Source organism: Pseudomonas sp. R19M, assembly GCF_050312585.1.
GTDB classification, from domain to species: domain Bacteria; phylum Pseudomonadota; class Gammaproteobacteria; order Pseudomonadales; family Pseudomonadaceae; genus Aquipseudomonas; species Aquipseudomonas palleroniana.
The window spans coordinates 14,016-35,393 of the sequence record NZ_JBNPJV010000059.1; the positions used below are offsets into that span (position 1 = coordinate 14,016).

The window sequence follows — 21,378 nt, forward strand, 5'->3', positions numbered from 1 at the left end:
CCCCGGGCGAACCGAGGCGTTGTATTACCCAGCGGATTAACGGCTGGCGAAGTACATGGTGACTTCGAAACCGATGCGCAGATCAGTGTAAGCAGGTTTGGACCAGGTCATATTCATACTCCTACCAAAGGATGGGACGTTCACTACCAACTACTACATATAGTCCACCTCCTGTCGGAGATGTTCAGATACTGCGTATGAATATTACGCAATTCTTCTCAAGTTAGCGCTGTCTCGAAAGAAAAAGCCTTTTGCAGGCCTGGCAATGATCAGCCTGCGGCTTGCCAGTGATCGCTGATACGTGGGCCGTTGGCGACACAGCGCCAGCCGCCCGAGGCATTGTTGAGTTGCCGGGCGGCCTGCAGTAAATCTTCACGCGTGCGAGATCGGATGAGTTGTTCAAGCCGCTCAAGATAACCCGACGAATGGCCGGCCAACTGCGCGTGCCAAAGCTGCTCGGCGGCTTGGGCGACAGAAAGTGCCGTGAGCTGCCGGGCCAGGTCCTGGCCCCCCAGGTCGGCGCTGCCCTCGATCAACGACGGCAGTTGTGTCAGAAAGGTTTGCAGGTGTTCGACGATACCGGCGAGGGAAACGCTGGGGGACTGCACGCCAAACAGCAGCCCGGTTTGCCCGTTGATCTGTCGCACGCCGCTGAATACGGCGTAGCCGACTTGCAGCTCGACGCGCAAGCGTTGGTAGAAAGGCCCCTGCAACAGATGCCCGAGCAGGCGCCACGCGGCCTCGTCCTCCAGGGATTGTGTGGGTGCCGGGCAAAACAGCAGTAATGCCGCTTCGTCGGACGCCGTTGCCATCTCGTGCCAGAGACGTTGACCACCGATGGGCGGGTGTTGGTACTCGATGCTCGCGGGCTGCCCAGGCAAACGAGCGGCAGCGGTTTTGATCGCGGCTTCGCATGCGGCAGGCAACCCCAGGCCCAACCCTTGCCAGCGTGCGGTGTTCCACGCTGCCGGCGTCACGCGGGGTTCGCTGCGAGCACCGGCACAGCAAGCCGGGAGCGCCTTGAGCAGTGCTCGGATAGCAATCAGCGGCGCTGCGTTGGAGGGCGTCTCGTGGGCCACGGGCAGGTTCAGGTTATGCGCCAAGGCTTCGAGCACGGCCGGCATCGGTTCGTGCAGGCCGGTCATTTTCACCCACCAGTCATTGGCGAGGGTTTCGAACGATAATTCGACGCCCGCCTGATGGGCGTTGTCCCGTAACGGCTGCAATGCGCTTTCCAGCCCGGCAGGGAGGCTTGAATCAAACTGCCAATGCAGATAGAGCGCACCTTCCTCGGTGTCATCAGCCAAGGCTTTGCTGAACGTCAGCGCGGAGGCTTCGCGTCGGCCTCGGGAACGATCCTGGGCAAAGGTGCGCAGGCCGCGATGGGCGCTGGTTTGGCCGCGAATCAGGCCGGCGCGTTCTTCTTTGACGGGCGGGCGCAGGAAGGGGTTGCCGGGTGGCAACTGCCAAGTGTGCTGGGCGGGCTTCAGCTGCAGTGAATCAAGCAGGGCCTTCAAGGCACTGACGCTGTGCTCCGACAGCGCTTGGCTTTCGTACCGCGCCAACGCCAGGGCGCCTTGGACCTGAAGTTGACGCGCCGCCAGCAGGGCGAATTCTTCGCGCAGTGACGTCCAGTCACTGTGGGCGAAAAAGCTCAGCCAGTCGTGCAACAACATCTCGATCAGCGTCGCCGAATCAGCGTGGGTGTCGAGAGCAAAGTCGATATCCAGCAGTGCTTGCCCAGCGAACTGATAAAGCACTGAGGCCTGCAATGTGCTGGCCAGCTTTCGAGTTTTCAGTTCAGCCAGCAACCCGCCGGGCGCTGCGCTGTTGAGCCAGGTGCAGAGAAACTCCAGGGCTTCGCGTGGTACATCGCAGGCAATGACGTGGTGCAGGTGACCATTGGCAGTGTGCTGATAACTCGTGGCCTGGTCGCGCATCAGCGCCGGCGGAGCGGCCTGTGGGTGGCCAGCCCCGGCGGCCAGCTGTTCGCTGAACCGCCGCGCCAGCGCTTCGAGTTCGTCCCACGGCTGGGGGCCGGCAAGGCTCAGGGTCATCTGCCCACTCTGATAGAAGTCGGTGTGGAATGCCCTCAGCGCTTGCTGAAACAGCTCACTTTCCACGGGCAGGCTGTCGCGATTACCGGCATGAAAACCCCGCAGCGGATGATCATCGGCCAGACCTTCGAGCAGTGCGACCTGCCGTTGCGCCTGGGCATCCTGCGACCAGGCGACGAACTCCGCGTGCAGCACTTCGCGTTCACGCAGTTGATCTTCAATTGCAAGGCGTGGATGAGCGAGCATCTCGGCCAGTCGCTCAAGCCCCTCGGCGAAGGTCGACACCGGCAACTCGAAAAAGAAGTCGGTGGTGCGCTCCCGGGTACTGGCGTTGACCTGGCCGCCGTGACGCTGCACGTACGCCATCAAGGCGTCGCTCGCGGGAAAACGCTCGGTGCCCAGAAACAACAAATGCTCCAGAAAATGCGCCAATCCCGGCCACGCCAAAGGCGCATCATGGCTGCCGGCGGCCACCCGCAGGGCTGCGGCGCAACGCTTCAAGCGCGGTGCATGGCGTAGAGAAACCTGCAGGCCATTGGCCAGGGTCAGATGACGATGATGAGGGTGGGCCGGGGCAGGCATGGACACTTCCGAAACGTAGGGTGTGGACATGTTAACAAACCGCCGGCAAACCGGCTGGCTCAGGGTTTGTTCAGCACGCCGTAGAGCTCCGGGCGACGGTCTTGCAAGTAGTGATTGGCGGCGCGGGCCTCCAGGATTGAGCGGCGATCCAACTCGCCCACAATCAAGGCTTCATCCAGCCCGGCCTGGGCGATTCGCTGGCCGTTCGGCGCCGCAATGCTGCTTTGCCCGCAATATTGAATCTCGTCTTCATGCCCGCAATAGTTGGCGTAAGCCACATAGCATTGATTTTCGAAGGCCCGCGCCCGCACGGTGACGTCGGCGACAAAGTCGAATGGCACCATATTGGCGGTGGGCACCAGGATCAGCTCGGCGCCGGCGAGGGCCAGGCGCCGAGTGTTTTCCGGAAACTCCAGGTCGTAGCAGATCAGGAACCCCAGCTTCCAGCCATTCAACTCAACTACCGGGAAATCATCCTCCCCGGCACTGAACATCGAGTGGTCCAGATCACCGAACAGGTGAGTCTTGCGGTAGTTGCACAGGCGCTGGCCGTGGGCGTCGATCAACTGCACGGCATTGTAGATCTGCCCGTCATCGGCCCGTTCCGGGTAGCCATACAGAATCGCCAGCCCGGCGCTTTTGGCCAGTGCGGCGATTGCCTGTGCCGACGCGCCGTCCTGGGCTTCAGCCAGTGCGCCAACGGCTTCGGCGCCGATGTTATAGCCGCTGAGAAACATCTCCGGCAACACCAGCACATCGGCGCCCGAGGCCTCGTGCGCCACTTGATGCAGCCGCTTGAGATTGGCGGCCACATCCAGCGGTCGTGGTGGGCATTGGTACAGGGCGACACGCATGCTTGACTCCTTAATCCGCTAAAGCAATCGGCCCGATTTCATCGAACACATCGCCCGGGCCTGGGTTTTCCGGATGAGTGCGGCCGCCGAAGTGAGTCATGATGCCCCACACCGCGTTCAGTGAGGTCTGAACCGCGCCTTCCACCCAGGCCGGGGTCCAGGATACATCGTCGCCGGCGATAAAAATCCCACGTTGTTCGGCGGGCATGTCCTTCTGCATGAAGTGCGCATACATCCGCTGGTTGTAGCGATAGTGGCCGGGCAACGCGCCTTTGAAGGCCCCGAGGAAATGCGGGTCGGCTTCCCAGGACACGGTAATCGGGTCGCCGATGATGCGCGCCTTGATGTCGACTTTCGGGTAAATCTTCTTCAGGGCGTCGAGGGCCAGTTTTACGCGCTTATCGATGGGCTGCGGGAGCATTTTCAGCGCGTCGCTCATCCAGGAGTACGACAGGCAGATGACCCCCGGTTTATCGTCGCCATTATCGAACAGGTAAGTGCCGCGGGTCAGGCGGTCGGTCAGGGTCATGCTCATCAGGTCGCGGCCGGTTTCCGGGTCTTTGTCTTTCCAGAACGGGCGGTCGACCATGACAAAGGTTTTCGACGATTGCATGTAGCGGGTGCGGTCCAGGGCCATCCACATTTTTTGCGAGAACAGGCTTTCATCACACTCGATCTGGGTGGTCAACAGCCAGCTCTGGCAGGTGGTCAGCACCGCCGCGTATTCGCGGGTGTCGCCGTAGTTATCCGTGACGGCGAAACGGCCATCGGCGGCGTGGGCAATACGCTTCACCCCGGCCCGTGGCGCGCCCCGATGCAGCGAGCTGAGGCTGGTACCCGCCGGCCAGTGGGCGCAGCGCTCCGGTACATGACGCCAGATGCCCATGGGCACCTGCGCCACACCCCCGACCACCAAGTGTTGGTGATCGTCGCAGTTGGTCATGACCACACGGAAGATTTCCAGCATGGAGTTGGGAAAGTCCGAGTCCCAGCCGCCGGTGCCGAAGCCCACCTGGCCGAAGACTTCGCGATGCAGGAACGACAGCTTGGCGAAGGCCTTGGAGGTGGCGACGAAGTCGTAGAAAGTGCGGTCGTCCCACAGCGGCACGAGCTTATTCCACAGCTCCTTTAGACGCGGTACGTCGCGATCACGGATAGCTTGTTGGATATCACCGAACTGCGAGCCGGCTTCCAGGGCATCGGCCCAGGCGTCGGCAACTTCCTGGAACAGCACCGGCAGGTCGGAGAGTTTTTGCGCGTAGTGGGTCTGGCCTTCGAGGTCGATCACGGTGCTGCCGGAGGCCGGAGTCAGCGGGTTGGGGAAGGGTTTGGTTTCCAGGCCCAGCTTGTCCACATAGTGGTAGAACGCGGTGGAGGACACCGGGAAACGCATGCCGCCCAGTTCGGCGATGATGCCCTCGGCGCCTTCAAATGCTTGGGAGCGCAGGCGGCCGCCCATCTTCGAGGCTTCGTATACCACGGGTTTCAGGCCCAGCTTCATCAGCTCGTAAGCGGCCACCAGCCCGGCAATCCCGGCGCCGACAATGGCGACTTCAGCCCCATGCTGGGCGACGGGAATACTGCCCAGCCCGGCGGGGTGTTCGATCCAGTCGTCAAAGGCAAACGGGAAGTCCGGGCCGAAGATGGTGATGGGCTTTTTGCCGTCTGCAGGGTGGCGATTGGGCTTTTGGAAAGTCTTTTGGTTGGCTTCGTTCATGGCACACCTGGCTGGCGACTCGGCGGGGCACGTCCCGTGGAGTATAGGAAAAGATGGCAGCCAGTTTAGGGAGCGCAGTGTTCGTTAATAAGACGCAAAGTGTCGTCGGATTGAATTGTTTTTAGTCAAAGTGACGAAGCAAGTGGTCAGATTGGCTGGCCGCGGTCCAATTTACTGCTGAGGATGATGGAGGTGGTGGTTTTCTCGACACCGTCGACGCTGCCGATCTGGTCCAGCAATTGATCCAGTTGTTCCGGCGAATCGGTGCGCAGCCACGCCACGTAATCGAACTCACCGCTGACTGCACACAACTGCTGGACCTGCGCCATGGCACTTAGCTTGCGTAACACATCCTTGCCCGAGCGCGCTTGCACGGTAATCCCCACATAAGCCTGCAAACCGCCGTCCACTACCCGCTGGCCCAGGCGCACGCCATAACCGGTAATCACTTGGGTCTTCTCCAGGCGTGCCAGGCGCGACGTCACAGTGGTGCGCGCGATACCCAGCTGCCGCGCAAGCATCGCCACGCTTTCACGAGCGTTGATCTGCAGGGCGGCGATCAGTTGACGGTCGATTTCATCGAGGACGGGCAAAGTGGGCACTCCAGTGCTGAGGGCAGTGGGCTACATGTTACAGGCTTCCAGACACACAAAAGCCGCGCAATGCGCGGCTTTGGAGTTGGTGGGCCCACACGGACTTGAACCGTGGACCAAAGGATTATGAGTCCTCTGCTCTGACCAACTGAGCTATAGGCCCTTAACAGGTCGCGGATTATAACGACGGATTCTCCGCTGTGCCATCCGAAAACTCTGAAACACGCAGGTGAAGGTGGCTTGCGGCAAAAAGCTCGGGCGGCAGGGGTAGGCTGACGATGTAGCCTTGCATTTGCTCACAGCCCTCGGCGGCCAGGAAGGCTTGCTGCGCGGGGTTCTCCACGCCTTCGGCGATGATGGTGAATTGCATGCTGTGGCCCAGGGCAATGATCGCGCGCACGATGGCGGCATCGTGAGGGTCATCGGGCAGGCCGCGCACGAAGGACTGGTCGATCTTCAGGAAGTCCAGCGGCAGGCGCTTGAGGTAGCTGAGGGACGAGTAGCCGGTGCCGAAGTCATCAATGGCCAACTGTACGCCCAGGCGCTTGAGTTGATGCAGCACCTCCAGCGCTTCTTCGGCCTGGCTCATGATGAAGTTCTCGGTGATCTCCAATTGCAGGCGCCCCGGCTCCAGGCGGTAGTCGCGTAGCAGCTGTTCAATGCGCCCCAGCAGGTTGGGATGGCGCAACTGTGCGCCGGCAAGGTTGACCGAGAGTGGGCCGAAGTCTTCGAAGGCTTCTTTCCACAGATGCATCTGGCGGCAGGCTTGCTCCAGGACCCAATCGCCGATCTGCAGGATCATGCCGTTCTCTTCGGCCAGGGCGATGAAGTGTTCAGGCGGGACATCGCCAAAGATCGGGTGGTGCCAGCGAATCAGGGCTTCGGCGCCGATCACTTCTTGCGTCGAAAGGCTGAGTTTTGGTTGGTAGTACAGGCTCAGTTCGTCGCGCTCCATGGCGCGGCGCAATTCGTGTTCCAGCGCCACACGTTCGTTGGCCTGGGCAGTCAGGTCGCGGGTATAGCTTTCGACCCGGTTGCGGCCCTTGGCTTTGGAGCGGTACATCGCAGCGTCGGCGTTCTTGACCAGGGTGGCGACATCGGTGCCGTCCTGGGGGTACAGGCTGGTGCCGATGCTGGCGGTAATAAAGAACTCGTGCTCACCGGCCTGGAACGGTGGGGTAAAGCAGGCCAGCAGCTTATTGGCCAGATGCTCGGCATCGCTGGCTTGTTGCAGGCCGGGCAGCAGGATGATGAATTCGTCACCGCCAAGCCGGGCGACGGTGTCGATATCGCGCAGTTGTTCCTTGAGGCGTACGGCGATGTCCTTGAGCAGCAGGTCGCCGATGGGGTGACCGAGGCTGTCATTGATGTGCTTGAAACGGTCCAGGTCGAGGAAAAGTACCGCGCCCTGGTTGCCGATTTCCTGTTGGGTGTTGAGCGCCGCCTGCAGGCGGTTTTCAAACAATGTGCGGTTGGGCAGGCCGGTCAGCGGGTCGTGGTGCGCCTGGTAGTCGAGGCGGGCCTGGGCGTGTTTGAGGCTGGAAATGTCAGCAAACACCGCGACGAAATGCGTGATCAGTTGCTCGCGGTTGCGCACGGCACTGATGGTCAGCCAACTGGGGTACAGCTCGCCATTCTTACGGCGGTTGGAAATCTCGCCCTGCCAATGCCCATGCGCGGTCAACTGATGCCACATCGCCGCGTAGAACGCGCTGTCGTGCAGGCCGGAGGCGAGCAGGCGCGGAGTCTGGCCCAGGGCTTCGGCTTCGCTGTAGCCGGTGATTTCGCTGAAAGCACGGTTCACGGCGCTGATGTTCTGTCGGGTGTCGGTGATCAATACCCCTTCGGCGGTGCTTTCGAACACGGTGGCAGCCTGTTGCAGTTTTTCCTGCATCAACTGGCGCTCAGTGATGTCGCGGGCGATAGTCAGCATGCAGTCTTCACCGCCGATGGGCAGGGGCCGGCTGGATAATTCACATAGGCGAATCAAACCGTCGGCGCGGCGGATGTGGCAGATAAAGTCGCGCACAAACCCGTCACGCTGCATGAGCTCCAGCATGTGCTTGCGTTCGTTGAGGTCGACCCAAATGCCCAGGTCCAGGGATGACTGGTCAAGCGTCGCACTGGTGAAGCCGGTCAGCCGGCTGAAGCCCTCGTTCACTTCAATCAACACACCATCGCGCTGGCGGCTCAACAGCAAGCCATCTGGAGAGGCATGGAATGCCTTGGCGAATTTCTCTTCAGAGGTTTGCAGTTGTTGTTGAGTTTCTTTGAGCTGGCTGATGTCACGCACCACTACCACCAGGGCTGCGGTGGTGTCGAGTTGGAAGGGTTCGGCCGAGATCAGCCCGGTAAACGCCTGGCCATTGCTGCGCAGGAAGGTCATCTCCAAGTTGCGGATGCTGGTGTTCTGCGCCCTTTGCAGCAGGTCGGGACCGACGCCTTGGACGCCCCAGATATTCAGTTCGGTGGCGGTTTTGCCCACGACCTCTTCGGCCGTCAGGCCAATTTGGTCCTCGAACGCCTTGTTGACTTCCAGCAGGCAGCCATCGGACATCCGCGCGATCACCAGGATGTCCGGGCATTGCTGAAACACAGAGGCAAACTTCTGCTCAGACAGCTGCAGCGCTTCTTCGGTGCGCTTGGCTTCGCTGATGTCGATCATCAGGCCGCGCAGTACTGGCTCATGGCCGTGTTCGATCAGGCTGACAATGTCACGCACCCACAGGCAGCGGCCGTCGGCGGTGATCACGCGATAATCCACGCTATGGTCGCGGTTGGCGCGGGTTTCGCGGTAGCAATAGGCTTCGGCGCGTGTCAGGTCGGCGGGGTGGATGATGTTGCGCCAGAAGCCGGGGATCAGCCAGTGGGCGCGGGGGTAACCCAGCAGGTCTTCGGCATGGGGCGATACGTAGCTGTAGGTGAAGTCGGTGATGCTGGCTTCCCAGGCAATGGCGGACAGGCTCTCCACCAGGCCGCGATAGTGGTATTCGCTGCTGCGCAGTTCCTGTTCAAGGGCGACTCGCCGGGAAATTTCCGAACTGAGCCGACGATTGATCCGAATCACGATGGCCAGGACTGTGCTCAGCAGCAGCACGGCGGGTAGGCCGTACGTCAGCAAGTCGACCCAGAAAGTCCGGTGATCAGCGACGCTGCCTACCCAATGTTGCTGGATCGCGTCGGTTTCATCGGGGCTCAAGTCGGCGAGCACCTTGTCGAGTATGCCCACCAGTATTTTTTCATCCCGTGGTACGCCCATCGCCAGTTGATAGCGGTAGGGCGTTTCGCCGCTGACGTACAAGCCATCAAGCTTGAGCTGGCGCAGGCTCCAGACGCTGGAAGCCAGATCGCCGACCACGGCATCCACTTCGTCGGTGGCCAGGGCCTGCAGTGTCGAGCTGACGTTGGGCATCGCCACCAGGTTGAGGTCGGGGTGGTGGGTGCGCAGCAGTTCGTGGGGCGCATAGTTTTCCACCACGGCAATCTTCAGCCCGTACAGACCCTTGAGGTCGCGTGGTTTGGCACCCCCTACATGGGCGAGGATGACGATGGGGAAATCCAGATAGGGGCGCGTAAAGGCTATGTAGCTTTGCCGCTCCGGGGTGGACATGATGCCGGGCAGCAGGTCGAGCTGGTTGTGTTTGGCCTGTTCAAGCACGGCGGTCCAGTTCGCCGGCTCAATCAGATTGATCCGCACGCCCAGGCGGTCCTGGATCAGGCGCACATAGTCGGCAGCCAGTCCCTGGTAGCGACCGTTTTCGTCGCGATATTCGAAGGGGGGCCAAGAGGCATCCACCCCAAGGCGCAGCTCCTGATGGTCCGCCAGCCAGCTACGCTCATCATCAGAAAGAGTCAACGCGCCAGCCGTTGCGGTCCAGGTCAGCAGCGACAGCAGTAACACAGTCGGCAGTCTGGGCATAACGGTCTCGTTATGGCACGGGGAATGTTTCGAGTGTAGACGGGCATTGCGGGGGAGGGAGGAGACAGAGCGTTTTATCTGTAGAAAGCAAAACCCCCGGCCTGGGCCGGGGGTTCTGGTATCACTCGTCGAGGAAGGAGCGCAGATGCTCGCTTCGCGTCGGGTGGCGCAGCTTGCGCAGCGCCTTGGCTTCGATCTGACGGATCCGCTCACGGGTCACGTCAAATTGCTTACCGACTTCCTCAAGGGTGTGGTCGGTATTCATGTCGATGCCGAAACGCATGCGCAGTACCTTGGCTTCACGTGCAGTAAGGCCGGACAGTACGTCGCGAGTCGCTTCTTTGAGGCTCTCAACGGTGGCGACATCGATTGGCGACTGCATGGTCGAGTCTTCGATGAAGTCACCCAGATGGGAGTCTTCGTCATCACCAATCGGCGTTTCCATGGAGATCGGCTCTTTAGCGATCTTCAATACCTTGCGGATTTTATCCTCAGGCATTTCCATGCGTTCGCCCAGCTCTTCCGGGGTCGGTTCGCGACCCATTTCCTGCAACATCTGCCGGGAAATGCGGTTGAGCTTGTTGATGGTCTCGATCATGTGCACCGGAATACGGATGGTGCGGGCCTGGTCGGCGATCGAGCGAGTGATCGCCTGACGGATCCACCAGGTGGCATAAGTCGAGAACTTGTAGCCGCGACGGTATTCGAACTTGTCCACAGCCTTCATCAGGCCGATGTTGCCTTCCTGGATCAAGTCGAGGAATTGCAGGCCGCGGTTGGTGTACTTCTTGGCGATCGAGATCACCAGACGCAAGTTCGCTTCAACCATCTCTTTCTTCGCGCGGCGGGCCTTGGCCTCGCCGATCGACATGCGACGGTTGATGTCCTTGATTTCAGCAATGGTCAGGCCGGTTTCGGTCTCAAGCGCGGTCAGCTTCTGCTGGCAGCGAATGATGTCCGGTTGCACGCGACCAATGGCTTCAGCGTATTTCGCCTTGCCTTTGGCCAGTGCGTCGGACCAGCTTTCGTCAACTTCGTTGCCTGGGAACTGGCGCAGGAAGTCGGCGCGCGGCATGCGTGCATCACGTACACACAGTTGCATGATTGCGCGTTCTTGAGCACGCAGACGCTCAAGTGCACTGCGAACACGTTCAACCAGGCCTTCGAATTGCTTCGGTACCAGCTTGATCGGCATGAACAGCTCAGCCAGCGCCAGCAGCTCGGCAATTGCCTGCTTGTTGGTGCGACCATGCTTCTTCAGGGCCTTGCGGGTGATTTCCATTTGATCGGAAACCGCACCGAAACGCTGGGCAGCGATGATCGGGTCTGGACCGCTTTCGGCTTCTTCTTCGTCGTCGCTGGATTCAGCTTCGTCGTCGTCGGAGTCGTCGTCCGCTTTGGCAACCTTGGCATCGACAGGCGGCGGTACTTCGGCAGCCGGCGGCGCAATGCCGTCGTCCGGGTCGATATAACCGCTCAGGACGTCCGACAGGCGGCCACCTTCGCTGGTAACGCGGTTGTACTCGGAGAGAATGTGGTCAACCGTGCCAGGGAAGTGCGCGATTGCGCCCATCACTTCACGGATACCCTCTTCGATACGCTTGGCGATTTCGATTTCGCCTTCGCGTGTCAGCAGCTCGACGGTACCCATTTCACGCATATACATGCGCACAGGGTCGGTGGTACGACCGATATCGGTCTCCACAGCAGCCAGCGCGGCAGCCGCTTCTTCAGCGGCAGCCTCGTCGGTATCGGCGTCGGCCAACATAAGGGCGTCCGCATCCGGAGCACTCTCGTGTACGGGGATCCCCATGTCGTTAATCATGCGGATGATGTCTTCCACCTGCTCAGGATCTGAAATATCCTCGGGCAGGTGGTCGTTGACCTCGGCGTAAGTCAGATACTTCTGCTCACGACCCAGTTTGATCAACTCAATAATACGAGACTGCTGTTGCGCTTTTCCGGACATAACACCCTATCCACTGAAGGTCTTGGCGGGCAAAAAACAAGCCGAGGATTATACCCGAGCTATGACCTCACACGCCAGCTGAGGTCGGGTTTGATGCGCAAACGTTCTGTTTTAAGAGGTCGCGCATCTGTTTTGCTATCTGAATTTGCTCTTCAGCCGACAATCCCGGCTGCCTTGCTCTTTTGATGAGGTCATCGAGGGTCTGCGTGTGCTGACCCGCAGATAACCTAGTAATGGTGTCTAAAAATTGTTGTTCAAGGTTATCGCCGTCAATTAGCCACTCCTTTTCCGCGAGTGCTCTCAAGAGGCGCCCCTGTTCGGTGCCATGCCAACGAGCCATCAATTGAATTGAGTTTAGCTTGGGATTTTTCTGCACCGCCTCGATCAAGGCGATCAGTACCTGAGCATAGCTGTTGCTTTCATTGGCAAAGTGGTCGGCGCTTTCAACCTTTCCCGCCAGTTGCGGGTGATGAATAAGCGTGCGCAACGCGATAAGCATGGGCGCTTCAACCGCTACGGGCGTACGTGGCGCATAGGCTTCATCGCGGTCGCCGCGCTTGCCGTTCTTGCTCCAGGGTTTCTTGTTGTCCCATTTCTTGCCGCCGGCGCCGGGTTTCTTCGCTGTCCACTCCTGCTGGGGCGTGTAGGCCTCCTGCGGTTGGTGGAAGTCGGAATAATCCGGCATGGCGTCGTAATCCATGCCTGGGTCATAGGCCGGCGGTGCGTCCGGTGGCGCGCTGTGCACCAGCTGGCTGACGGCATCCCCGCTCAATCCGGTGATTTCCAGCAGGCGCATGCGCATCAGTGATTTCAGGTTGGCGCCTGGGACTTTGTCGATCAGCGGTGCCGCGAGGGTGGCCATGTGCGCCTTGCCTTCGAGGGAGCGCGGGTCGGCTTCTTCGGTCAGTTGCTGGAAGAAATAATCCGCCAGTGGCTGGGCGTGCTGATTGATGCGTGCGCGAAACGCGTCGGTGCCTTCGGAGCGAACCAGTGTGTCCGGGTCTTCGCCTTCGGGCAGGAACAGAAAGCGCGCCCTACGCCCATCCTGCAAGCTCGACAGCGTGGCTTCGAGTGCGCGCCAGGCGGCATTGCGCCCGGCTTGGTCGCCGTCGAAGCAGAACAGCACGCTGGGCACGACGCGAAACAGGCGTTTCATATGTTCTTCGCTGGTGGCGGTGCCCAGCGTCGCCACGGCATTGCGCAGGCCTTGCTGGGCCAGGGCGATGACGTCCATGTAGCCTTCAACCACGATGATTTCATCAAGGTTGCGGTTGTGCTTGCGCGCCTCGAACAGGCCGTACAGCTCCTGGCCTTTGTGGAATACCGGCGTTTCCGGCGAGTTCAGGTACTTGGGTTTGTCGTCCCCCAGTACCCGGCCACCAAAGGCGATGATCCGGCCGCGGCTGTCGCGGATCGGAAACATCACACGGTCGCGGAAACGGTCGTAACGTTTGCCGGTCTCGGCGTTTTCCACCAGCAGGCCAGCATCAATCATGGCCTTTTGCTGCAGCGTATCGCTGCTCAGGTGCTTGTACAGATTGTCCCAGCCGGGAGGGGCAAAGCCCAGGCCGAAATCGCGGGCGATCTCGCCGGTGAGGCCGCGCCCCTTGAGGTAATCGACGGCGGCCTTGCGCTGCGGATGGCTTTTAAGTGCCTGGCGATAGAAGTCGGCAGCGGCGGTCAGCAGCGGGTAGAGCGGTGAGTCGGTGGGCTGTCGGGGTTTGTGCGCGCGGCCACTTTCTTCACGGGGGATTTCCATGCCGGCGGCTTTCGCCAGTTCCTCGACGGCCTGGGGGAAGTCCAGGTTGTCGTGGTCCATGATGAAGCCGAGGGCGTTGCCGCCTGCGCCGCAACCGAAACAGTAGTAGAACTGTTTGTCGGGGCTGACGCTGAACGACGGAGTCTTTTCTTTGTGGAACGGGCAGCAGGCGGTGTAGTTTTTACCGGCCTTCTTCATTTGCAGGCGCGAGCTGACAACATCGACGATGTCGGTGCGGTTCAGAAGGTCGTCAATAAAGCTCTGGGGAATTAGCCCGGCCATGGCGTTCTCGTCATCACTGCGTGTAAATGAGGGTCCATCAAGCGCTCAAGCACAGGGATTCACGGCTTGATCAACAATTGTCTGCTTGGGCTGTCAGGAAGTGTATCTGCCGAGCATTCACTGACGTTAATTTCTATCAGTCTTCGGCTTGGAAATGTTGCCCGGGTTTCCGGTCTTGGCCAATGGTGGGCCTCGGAAAAGGGGCGCAGCCGATACGATTGATCGTCTGTTGAAAAATAAGTGTGCTCGTCAGTAGCCTTGTTAGGCTCGTCAGAAGAGACGTGCACCGCTGGCAAAAGAGCCAGTCCTGACGTGTGAAGCTGTGTATCGGTCGCGTGTGCGGCGTCAACAGTGAAGCATCAAGCGATATCCGCAAATGCCAGCAGCCCGGCTGAAGGCCGGGCTTTGGCAGAAGCTTGCTACGATCGTCTGTGTATTAGTACAGACGAACGGCGCGGCGCTGTTCGCGCTGAACTTTCTTGGCGTGACGCTTAACAGCGGCTGCTGCTTTACGCTTACGCTCAGAAGTTGGCTTCTCGTAAAATTCGCGGCTACGAACTTCAGCCAGTACACCGGCTTTTTCGCAGGAGCGCTTGAAACGACGCAGAGCTACGTCGAAGGGTTCGTTCTCTTTAACTTTGACGGCTGGCATCCAGAGCTACCTTCTTTCATTACCGGGATCAACGTTCTCGTCGCAAAACATTCGCGGCTGAGGTCGTCGGTTTTTAAGGGTTGCGGATGTTAACCCCTCATTGCCCGGAATGCAAAGCCTCTGATCGAAAACCGCTAGTCGGGAGGGGGAGTGGCGACTATTATGCGCGCCTTCGAATTCAGCCTCTACAAGGCGCAAACCCATGCTAGTACTGGGACTTGAAACCTCCTGCGACGAAACCGGCGTCGCACTTTACGACAGTGAACGCGGGCTTTTGGCCGATGCACTGTTCAGTCAGATCGACCTGCATCGTGCCTATGGCGGCGTGGTGCCGGAGCTGGCCAGCCGCGATCACGTCAAACGCATGCTGCCGTTGATTCGCCAGGTGTTGGATGAGGCCGGCTGTGTGCCGACCGAGATCGATGCAATTGCTTACACCGCAGGCCCCGGATTGGTTGGAGCCTTGCTGGTTGGGGCTTCTTGCGCTCAGGCGCTGGCCTTTGCCTGGGGCATTCCAGCCCTCGGTGTGCACCACATGGAGGGCCATTTATTGGCCCCCATGCTGGAAAAAACACCGCCAGAGTTTCCGTTCGTCGCTTTGTTGGTTTCCGGCGGCCATACGCAGCTGGTTCAGGTCGATGGCATCGGCCAATACACCCTTCTGGGCGAATCGCTGGATGACGCTGCTGGTGAGGCTTTCGACAAGACCGCGAAGATGATGGGCCTCAACTATCCCGGTGGCCCTGAAATTGCGCGTCTGGCCGAAAAGGGCGTACCGGGTCGTCATACGTTCCCGCGCCCGATGTGCGATCGCCCTGGCTTGATGTTCAGCTTCAGCGGCTTGAAAACCTCTGCGCTCAATACCTGGCAGCAAAGCGTCAGCGCCGGGGACGACAGTGAACAAGCCCGTTGCGACATTGCGCTGGCGTTCCAGCAGGCCGTGGTGGAGACTTTGACCATCAAGTGCAAGCGCGCCCTGAAACAGGCAGGGATGAAGCGCCTGGTGATTGCAGGCGGCGTCAGCGCCAACAAGGCATTGCGTATCTCGCTGGAAAAAATGCTCGGCGACATGCAGGGCGACGTGTTCTATGCGCGGCCAGAGTTCTGCACCGACAACGGCGCGATGATCGCCTATGCCGGTTGCCAGCGTCTGCAGGCCGGGCAGCATGAAAGCCTGGCCATCAGCGTGCAGGCGCGTTGGCCGATGGAGCAGCTTTCACCGTTGTAAGGGGGCGGTGCGAGCCGGGTTCATCGACGGCATTTAAAAATGCCGTTCGCGCCCGGCAAACAGGTCGCGTAAATTGCCGCGGTGACGCCAGACAATCAGCAGCGTCAACACGCTCATCGGCAACAGCGCCGCAGGCTCTTGCCATGCGAGCAGGGGCAGGGTGAGCGGTGTGGCGATCAGCGCGGCCAGCGAGCTGGTGCGGGTCAGGTAGAAGGTCAGTAGCCAGGCCAGTACGGCCAGCAACGCAGCCGGCGGGTAGATCCCCAGCAGCATGCCGGCCGCCGTGGCAACACCTTTACCGCCGCGAAAACGAAAGTACAGCGGGAACAGATGGCCCAGCACGGCACACACGCCTACCCAGGCTTGCTGTTGCAGGGAAAGACCGACAAGGCTGGCGATCAGCACGGGCAACAGGCCCTTGCAGAGATCGCCGAGCAACGTCAGCACGGCGAGTTTCTTGCCGGCCAGGCGCAACATATTGGTGGCACCGGCATTGCCTGAGCCACTCATTCGCGGGTCGGGATTTCCCGTCAGGCGGCTGAGCAAAATGGCAAAGGACAGCGAGCCGAGCAGGTAGGCGAGAATCGCCAGTGACCAAAACATGCTAACTATTCCGGGCGAGGACGCCCTGATTCTAACGGGGCATCGCGCCCTTGTCGTGCTGCGGAGAAGAGTGCTTGGACAGAGTGTTTATCGAAGGCCTGGAAGTCGACACCGTGATCGGGGCCTACGACTGGGAGCGCGGCATCAAGCAATGCCTGCGCCTGGACCTGAGCTTCGCGTGGAATAACCGCCCGGCTGCGGCCGGCGACGACCTGACCCTGGCGCTGGATTACGCCAGCGTATCCGCACGTATCCAGGCGTTTGCCGAGCAGGCTCAATTCCAGCTGGTGGAAACCTTTGCCGAGCGCTTGGCCGAAGTGCTGATGAGCGAGTTCCAGATTCCCTGGCTGCACCTCAAACTGACCAAGCCGGGTGCCGTGCCGGCCGCCAAGGGCGTGGGTGTGGAGATCGAGCGCGGATGTCGCTAACTCAGGTTTACCTTGGCCTTGGCAGCAATATCGAGCGCGAAACCCACTTATGCGCCGGCCTGGACGCGCTGGCGGGTTTGCTGGTCGATATGCGTTGTTCGGCGGTGTTCGAAAGCCAGCCGGTGGGTATCAAGAGCGGGCCGTTCTTCAATCTGGTGGTGTCGGGCTACACCGATCTGCCATTGATGGAGCTGGACCGTCGTTTGAAATTCATCGAGGCCGACAATGGCCGCTATGCGCCTGATCGCAAGGGCTTGCCGTTGGATATTGACGTGCTGCTGTATGGCGAGTTGGTGGGTAATTTCGATGGTTTGATCCTGCCGCGGGCAGAAATACTGAAGAACGCCTTTGTATTGTGGCCGTTGTCGTTGATGGCCCCCGATCGTGTGCATCCGGAGGCGGGCAAGCCGTTGGCTGAGCTGTGGCGTGATGCGCGGATCGACCAGGTACTGGCGCCTGTCGGGTTTGAATGGCAGGGCCAGCAACTCACTTCGGACGCTCTTCTGTAAGCGCCGAGCTTGCTCGCGCAAGAGGCGAGTTAATCCAGGCAGTCCGTGTGACGATCCTCACGGGCAAGCTCGCTTCTACACTGAATATTGCTCTTTGTAGTGCTTCAACGCCTTGAGCCGCTCGCGCTTGAGGGCTTCGCCCAGCTCCGGGCCCTTGAAACCTTTCTCCAGCAGGGGCGCTACCGCCACTTCGCGCGCTGCCGTTGCCGCGCCGCGTAAGTAGTCGGCCTGTGGATAACTACGCTGCTCGAAACCCTTGCGGCCCCGCGCATCCATTTCACATGCCACCACAAACTCCTCAAAGCGCTGGGGTCGACGGTACACATCGAAACTTTGCAGCAACTCCAATAACGTCGAGGCTTTCAGCTCAAGTGCACGATGTCCGTGAGTGTGGTACTGGCCAACCAGCAGCGCCAAATCCTGGCAATCCTTCGGCACTTTGAAACGCTCGTTGACCGCCTTGATCAACTTCAGGCCCTTGTGCTCGTGAGCGATATGCTGTGGCAACTTATCCACAGGCGTCAGGCCCTTGCCCAGGTCATGCAGCAGGCAGGCCCAGCGCACCGTCAGGGGTTGTTGATGCCGGGCGGCCTGTGCCAGCACGCTCAAGGTGTGTACGCCGGTGTCAATTTCGGGGTGATGGGCTTCAGGCTGTGGTACGCCGAACAACGCGTTCACTTCCGGCATCAGGATTTTCAGCGCATCACAGTCGCGCAGTACCTGGATAAACACCTCTGGCTGATCCTCCATCAGCGCCCTCGATATTTCCTTCCAGCTACGCTCCGGGGTCAGCGCTTGCAGTTCGCCGGACTCGCTGAGCTGACGCATCAGTTCCAGTGTGTGCGGTGCCACGGTAAAGCCCAAATGAGCGTAACGCGCGGCAAAGCGTGCAACACGCAGCACACGGAGGGGATCTTCAGCAAAAGCTGGGGAAACATGACGCAGGATGCGCGCAGCGAGATCGCTTTGGCCGCCGTAGGGGTCGGTCAGGTTGCCTTCATCGTCCTCTGCCATGGCATTGATGGTCAGGTCGCGCCGAATCAGGTCTTCTTCCAGCGTGACCTCGGGGCTGGCGTGAAACTCAAAGCCGCCGTAGCCCCGGCCGCTTTTGCGCTCGGTGCGAGCGAGGGCATATTCGTCACCGTTTTTCGGGTCCAGGAACACCGGAAAGTCAGCGCCCACAGGCTTATAACCCTTGGCGAGCATTTCTTCGGCGGTTGCGCCCACCACAACGCGGTCGATGTCGGTGACCGATATGCCCAGCAAGCGGTCACGTACCGCACCGCCGACTTTGTAGATTTTCATGAAAAAGCCTCCATTAGCCGCACAGGATACCGCCTGTGCCGGACCAATGGAGGCTTTGCCGTTTCAGAGGTGAACGACGGCCAGGTCCAGGCGGCCGTAGTCGTTGTCGTTGTGATCGGTGCGCGGTGGCACATGGTGAGTCTTCATCACTTGATCGCCCTGCAGGGTTTCCAGGTGAATGTCGAAGCCCCACAGCCGATGCAGATGCTTGAGCACTTCTTCGGTGGACTCACCCAAGGGTTTGCGATCGTGCTGCTGGTGACGCAGCGTCAGCGAGCGGTCACCGCGCACGTCGATGCTGTAGATCTGCACGTTAGGTTCGCGATTGCCCAGGTTGTACTGCGCCGCCAGGGTTTCGCGGATGGTGCGGTAACCCGGTTCATCATGGATGGCCGGGACTACCAGGTCATCCTTGAGGTCGTCATCGAGAATGCTGAACAATTTGAGGTCACGAATCACCTTGGGTGACAGGTACTGCAGGATGAAGCTCTCATCCTTGAAGCTGCTCATGGCGAACTTGATGGTCGACAGCCAGTCGCTGCCGGCGATTTCCGGGAACCAGCGGCGGTCCTCCTCGGTGGGGTGCTCGCACATGCGGCGGATGTCGCGGTACATGGCAAAACCCAGCGCATAGGGGTTGATGCCGTTGTAATACGGGCTGTCGAAGCCCGGCTGGAACACCACGCTGGTGTGCGAGGTGAGGAACTCCATCATGAAGCCGTCAGTGACCAGCCCCTCGTCGTACAGGTCGTTCATCAAGGTGTAGTGCCAGAACGTTGCCCAGCCCTCGTTCATCACCTGGGTCTGGCGCTGTGGATAAAAATACTGGGCGATCTTGCGCACGATGCGCACGATTTCCCGCTGCCACGGCTCTAGTAGCGGCGCATGTTTTTCCAGGAAATACAGGATGTTTTCCTGAGGTTCGGCGGGGAAGCGCGCATTGTCTTTGTCGCTGTTTTTACCGGCACGTTTGGGAATGGTGCGCCACAGGTCGTTGATTTGCTTCTGCAGGTGCTCCTCGCGCTCCTTCTGGCGCAGGCGTTCTTCTTCGGCGGAGATCGGATACGGGCGTTTGTAGCGATCAACGCCGTAGTTCATCAGGGCATGGCAGGAGTCGAGCAAATCTTCTACCGCATCAATGCCGTGGCGTTCCTCGCACTGCATGATGTACTGCTTGGCGAACACCAGGTAATCGATGATCGAGCTGGCATCGGTCCAGGTGCGGAACAGGTAGTTGCCCTTGAAGAAGCTGTTGTGCCCGTAGCAGGCGTGAGCCACCACCAGCGCCTGCATGCAGATGGTGTTTTCCTCCATCAGGTAGGCGATGCACGGGTCGGAGTTGATGACGATCTCGTAGGCCAGCCCCATCTGGCCACGGGTGTAGGATTTCTCGGTGCTAAGGAAGTGCTTGCCGTAGGACCAATGGTGATAGCCCAAGGGCATGCCCACCGAGGCATAGGCATCCATCATCTGTTCGGCGGTGATCACTTCGATCTGGTTGGGGTAGGTGTCCAGGGCATAGCCCGCCGCGATACGGCTGATTTCCCGGTCATAGGCCTGGATCAGTTCAAAGGTCCACTCGGAGCCCGTGGATATGGGTTGGCGTTTTTGCTCTTTTTTGGCGGTCATGTCACTAACCTGCGCTGGAAGAGTTCACGGAAGACCGGGTAGATATCGCCGGCCGAGACCAGTTGCTGCTGGGCGAAAGTGTCGGCAAAGGCTTCGCCGATGCGTTCGTATTCGAACCACAGGGCCTGATGCTCACGGGGGGTGATTTCAACATAAGTGTAGTACTGCACGAACGGCATGATCTGGTTGATCAGGATGTCGCGGCAGATTGGCGAGTCGTCATTCCAGTTGTCACCGTCGGAGGCTTGGGCGGCGTAGATGTTCCACTCATTGGCTGGATAGCGCTCGGCCATGATCTCCTGCATCAGTTTCAAGGCGCTGGACACGATGGTGCCGCCGGTTTCCCGCGAATAGAAAAACTCTTCTTCGTCCACTTCCCGCGCGCTGGTGTGATGTCGAATGAACACTACGTCGATCTTGTCGTAGTTCCGCTTGAGAAACAGGTACAGCAGGATGAAGAAACGTTTGGCGATGTCCTTGGTGGCCTGGGTCATGGAGCCGGACACGTCCATCAGGCAGAACATCACGGCCTTGGAACTGGGGTTGGGCTGCTTCACCAGCAGGTTGTATTTGAGGTCGAAGGTATCGAGAAACGGCACACGGTGAATACGCGCGCTGAGTTTCTCGATTTCCGCCTCGATTTCCTGAATATCGCCGAAGTTGTCTGGCTCTTCACGTTTAAGACGGGCCAGTTCTTCCTTGGCTTCCTTCAGTTTTGCGCGACTGCTGCCCGACAGGGCAATACGCCGGGCATGCGCCGAGCGCAGGGTGCGAATGATATTGATGCGGGACGGGTTACCTTCGTTACTGACGCCGGCACGCACGGTCTTGAAGGTGTCGGTGCCGGTCAGGTTGCGTTTGACCAGGTTAGGCAGTTCCAGGTCTTCGAACATGAATTCGAGGAATTCTTCCTGGGTGATCTGGAACACGAACTCATCCATGCCTTCGCCGGAGTTACCAGCTTTGCCCGGCCCCTTGCCGCCGCCTCCGCCCTGGGGGCGCTGGATATGTTCGCCGGTGGTGAATTCCTTGTTGCCGGGGTGAACCACGGTCTGCTTGCCGCCACGACCGTGGTGCAGCACCGGTTCGTCGATGTCCCGTCCGGGAATGCTGATTTGTTCACCATGCTCCATGTCGGTGATGGAGCGACGGCTGACGGCCTCTTCAACGGCCTTTTTGATGTGGTCACGGTAACGCCGCAGGAAACGTTGGCGGTTTACCGTGCTTTTGTTCTTGCCATTGAGGCGTCGGTCGATCACATAGCTCATGGGGAGCCCTCCGGGCAGCTTCAC

At 59.8% G+C, this 21,378-nt stretch carries 16 protein-coding genes and 1 tRNA gene; 3 read left to right on the plus strand and 14 right to left on the minus strand.

All coding sequences use genetic code 11. The annotated features are described in order from the left end of the window. Window positions 1-36: 36 nt before the first annotated feature. The 10 genes from pqqA to rpsU form a co-directional block, all read right to left on the minus strand. Complete coding sequence (gene pqqA, locus ACQRBT_RS11820) at window positions 37-111, minus strand: pyrroloquinoline quinone precursor peptide PqqA (RefSeq protein WP_003194766.1); 75 nt, start codon at window positions 109-111, stop codon at window positions 37-39. 158 nt (window positions 112-269) lie between these two features. Next, window positions 270-2,639, minus strand: coding sequence for a pyrroloquinoline quinone biosynthesis protein PqqF (pqqF, locus tag ACQRBT_RS11825; protein ID WP_412047503.1), 2,370 nt, complete (start codon window positions 2,637-2,639; stop codon window positions 270-272). Between the two features lie 59 nt (window positions 2,640-2,698). Next, window positions 2,699-3,493: a carbon-nitrogen hydrolase family protein gene (locus ACQRBT_RS11830; protein ID WP_060757263.1), complete on the minus strand. Its 795-nt coding sequence runs from the start codon at window positions 3,491-3,493 to the stop codon at window positions 2,699-2,701. A gap of 10 nt (window positions 3,494-3,503) precedes the next feature. After that, window positions 3,504-5,210: a flavin monoamine oxidase family protein gene (locus ACQRBT_RS11835; protein WP_104994850.1), complete on the minus strand. Its 1,707-nt coding sequence runs from the start codon at window positions 5,208-5,210 to the stop codon at window positions 3,504-3,506. Window positions 5,211-5,356: 146 nt separating this feature from the next. Continuing rightward, window positions 5,357-5,803 carry an Lrp/AsnC family transcriptional regulator gene (locus ACQRBT_RS11840; RefSeq protein ID WP_161548719.1) on the minus strand — a complete coding sequence of 149 codons (447 nt, stop codon included), beginning with the start codon at window positions 5,801-5,803 and terminating at the stop codon, window positions 5,357-5,359. Between the two features lie 86 nt (window positions 5,804-5,889). Continuing rightward, window positions 5,890-5,966, minus strand: a tRNA-Ile gene (locus ACQRBT_RS11845). Between the two features lie 15 nt (window positions 5,967-5,981). Then, entirely contained in the window at window positions 5,982-9,722 is a 3,741-nt protein-coding gene (locus tag ACQRBT_RS11850; RefSeq protein ID WP_412047491.1) for an EAL domain-containing protein, read from the minus strand. 121 nt (window positions 9,723-9,843) lie between these two features. After that, window positions 9,844-11,691 carry an RNA polymerase sigma factor RpoD gene (gene rpoD, locus ACQRBT_RS11855; RefSeq protein ID WP_060757267.1) on the minus strand — a complete coding sequence of 616 codons (1,848 nt, stop codon included), beginning with the start codon at window positions 11,689-11,691 and terminating at the stop codon, window positions 9,844-9,846. 67 nt (window positions 11,692-11,758) lie between these two features. Further along, window positions 11,759-13,732, minus strand: coding sequence for a DNA primase (dnaG, locus tag ACQRBT_RS11860; RefSeq protein ID WP_104994848.1), 1,974 nt, complete (start codon window positions 13,730-13,732; stop codon window positions 11,759-11,761). Window positions 13,733-14,168: 436 nt separating this feature from the next. Further along, window positions 14,169-14,384, minus strand: coding sequence for a 30S ribosomal protein S21 (gene rpsU, locus ACQRBT_RS11865; RefSeq protein WP_002551877.1), 216 nt, complete (start codon window positions 14,382-14,384; stop codon window positions 14,169-14,171). Window positions 14,385-14,586: 202 nt separating this feature from the next. On the opposite strand from rpsU, the gene tsaD reads away from it, so the two are divergent. After that, window positions 14,587-15,612 carry a tRNA (adenosine(37)-N6)-threonylcarbamoyltransferase complex transferase subunit TsaD gene (tsaD, locus tag ACQRBT_RS11870; protein ID WP_060757269.1) on the plus strand — a complete coding sequence of 342 codons (1,026 nt, stop codon included), beginning with the start codon at window positions 14,587-14,589 and terminating at the stop codon, window positions 15,610-15,612. A gap of 33 nt (window positions 15,613-15,645) precedes the next feature. Here the strand turns inward: tsaD and plsY are convergent, their stop codons facing one another. After that, a complete protein-coding gene (gene plsY / locus ACQRBT_RS11875; protein ID WP_060757270.1) occupies window positions 15,646-16,215 on the minus strand; it encodes a glycerol-3-phosphate 1-O-acyltransferase PlsY in 570 nt (189 codons plus the stop codon). A gap of 74 nt (window positions 16,216-16,289) precedes the next feature. Between plsY and folB the strand changes: the two genes are divergently transcribed. Together folB and folK are read left to right on the plus strand one after the other, a co-directional pair. Then, the gene (gene folB, locus ACQRBT_RS11880) at window positions 16,290-16,643 is read left to right on the plus strand and encodes a dihydroneopterin aldolase (RefSeq protein WP_244384987.1); all 354 of its coding nucleotides are present in this window, start codon (window positions 16,290-16,292) and stop codon (window positions 16,641-16,643) included. Continuing rightward, window positions 16,634-17,152 carry a 2-amino-4-hydroxy-6-hydroxymethyldihydropteridine diphosphokinase gene (gene folK, locus ACQRBT_RS11885; RefSeq protein ID WP_412047492.1) on the plus strand — a complete coding sequence of 173 codons (519 nt, stop codon included), beginning with the start codon at window positions 16,634-16,636 and terminating at the stop codon, window positions 17,150-17,152. The genes folB and folK overlap by 10 nt, the downstream gene beginning before the upstream one ends. A gap of 75 nt (window positions 17,153-17,227) precedes the next feature. On the opposite strand, the gene ACQRBT_RS11890 is transcribed toward folK, so the two are convergent. From ACQRBT_RS11890 to ACQRBT_RS11900, 3 genes are all read right to left on the minus strand, one after another. Then, window positions 17,228-18,457, minus strand: coding sequence for a multifunctional CCA addition/repair protein (locus ACQRBT_RS11890; protein WP_412047493.1), 1,230 nt, complete (start codon window positions 18,455-18,457; stop codon window positions 17,228-17,230). A 63-nt stretch (window positions 18,458-18,520) separates the two neighbouring features. Continuing rightward, on the minus strand, window positions 18,521-20,086 hold the full coding sequence (locus ACQRBT_RS11895) for a SpoVR family protein (RefSeq protein ID WP_060757274.1): 1,566 nt from the start codon (window positions 20,084-20,086) through the stop codon (window positions 18,521-18,523). Continuing rightward, window positions 20,083-21,354, minus strand: a complete 1,272-nt coding sequence (locus ACQRBT_RS11900; protein WP_060757275.1) for a YeaH/YhbH family protein — start codon at window positions 21,352-21,354, stop codon at window positions 20,083-20,085. The genes ACQRBT_RS11895 and ACQRBT_RS11900 overlap by 4 nt, the downstream gene beginning before the upstream one ends. Window positions 21,355-21,378 lie beyond the last annotated feature (24 nt).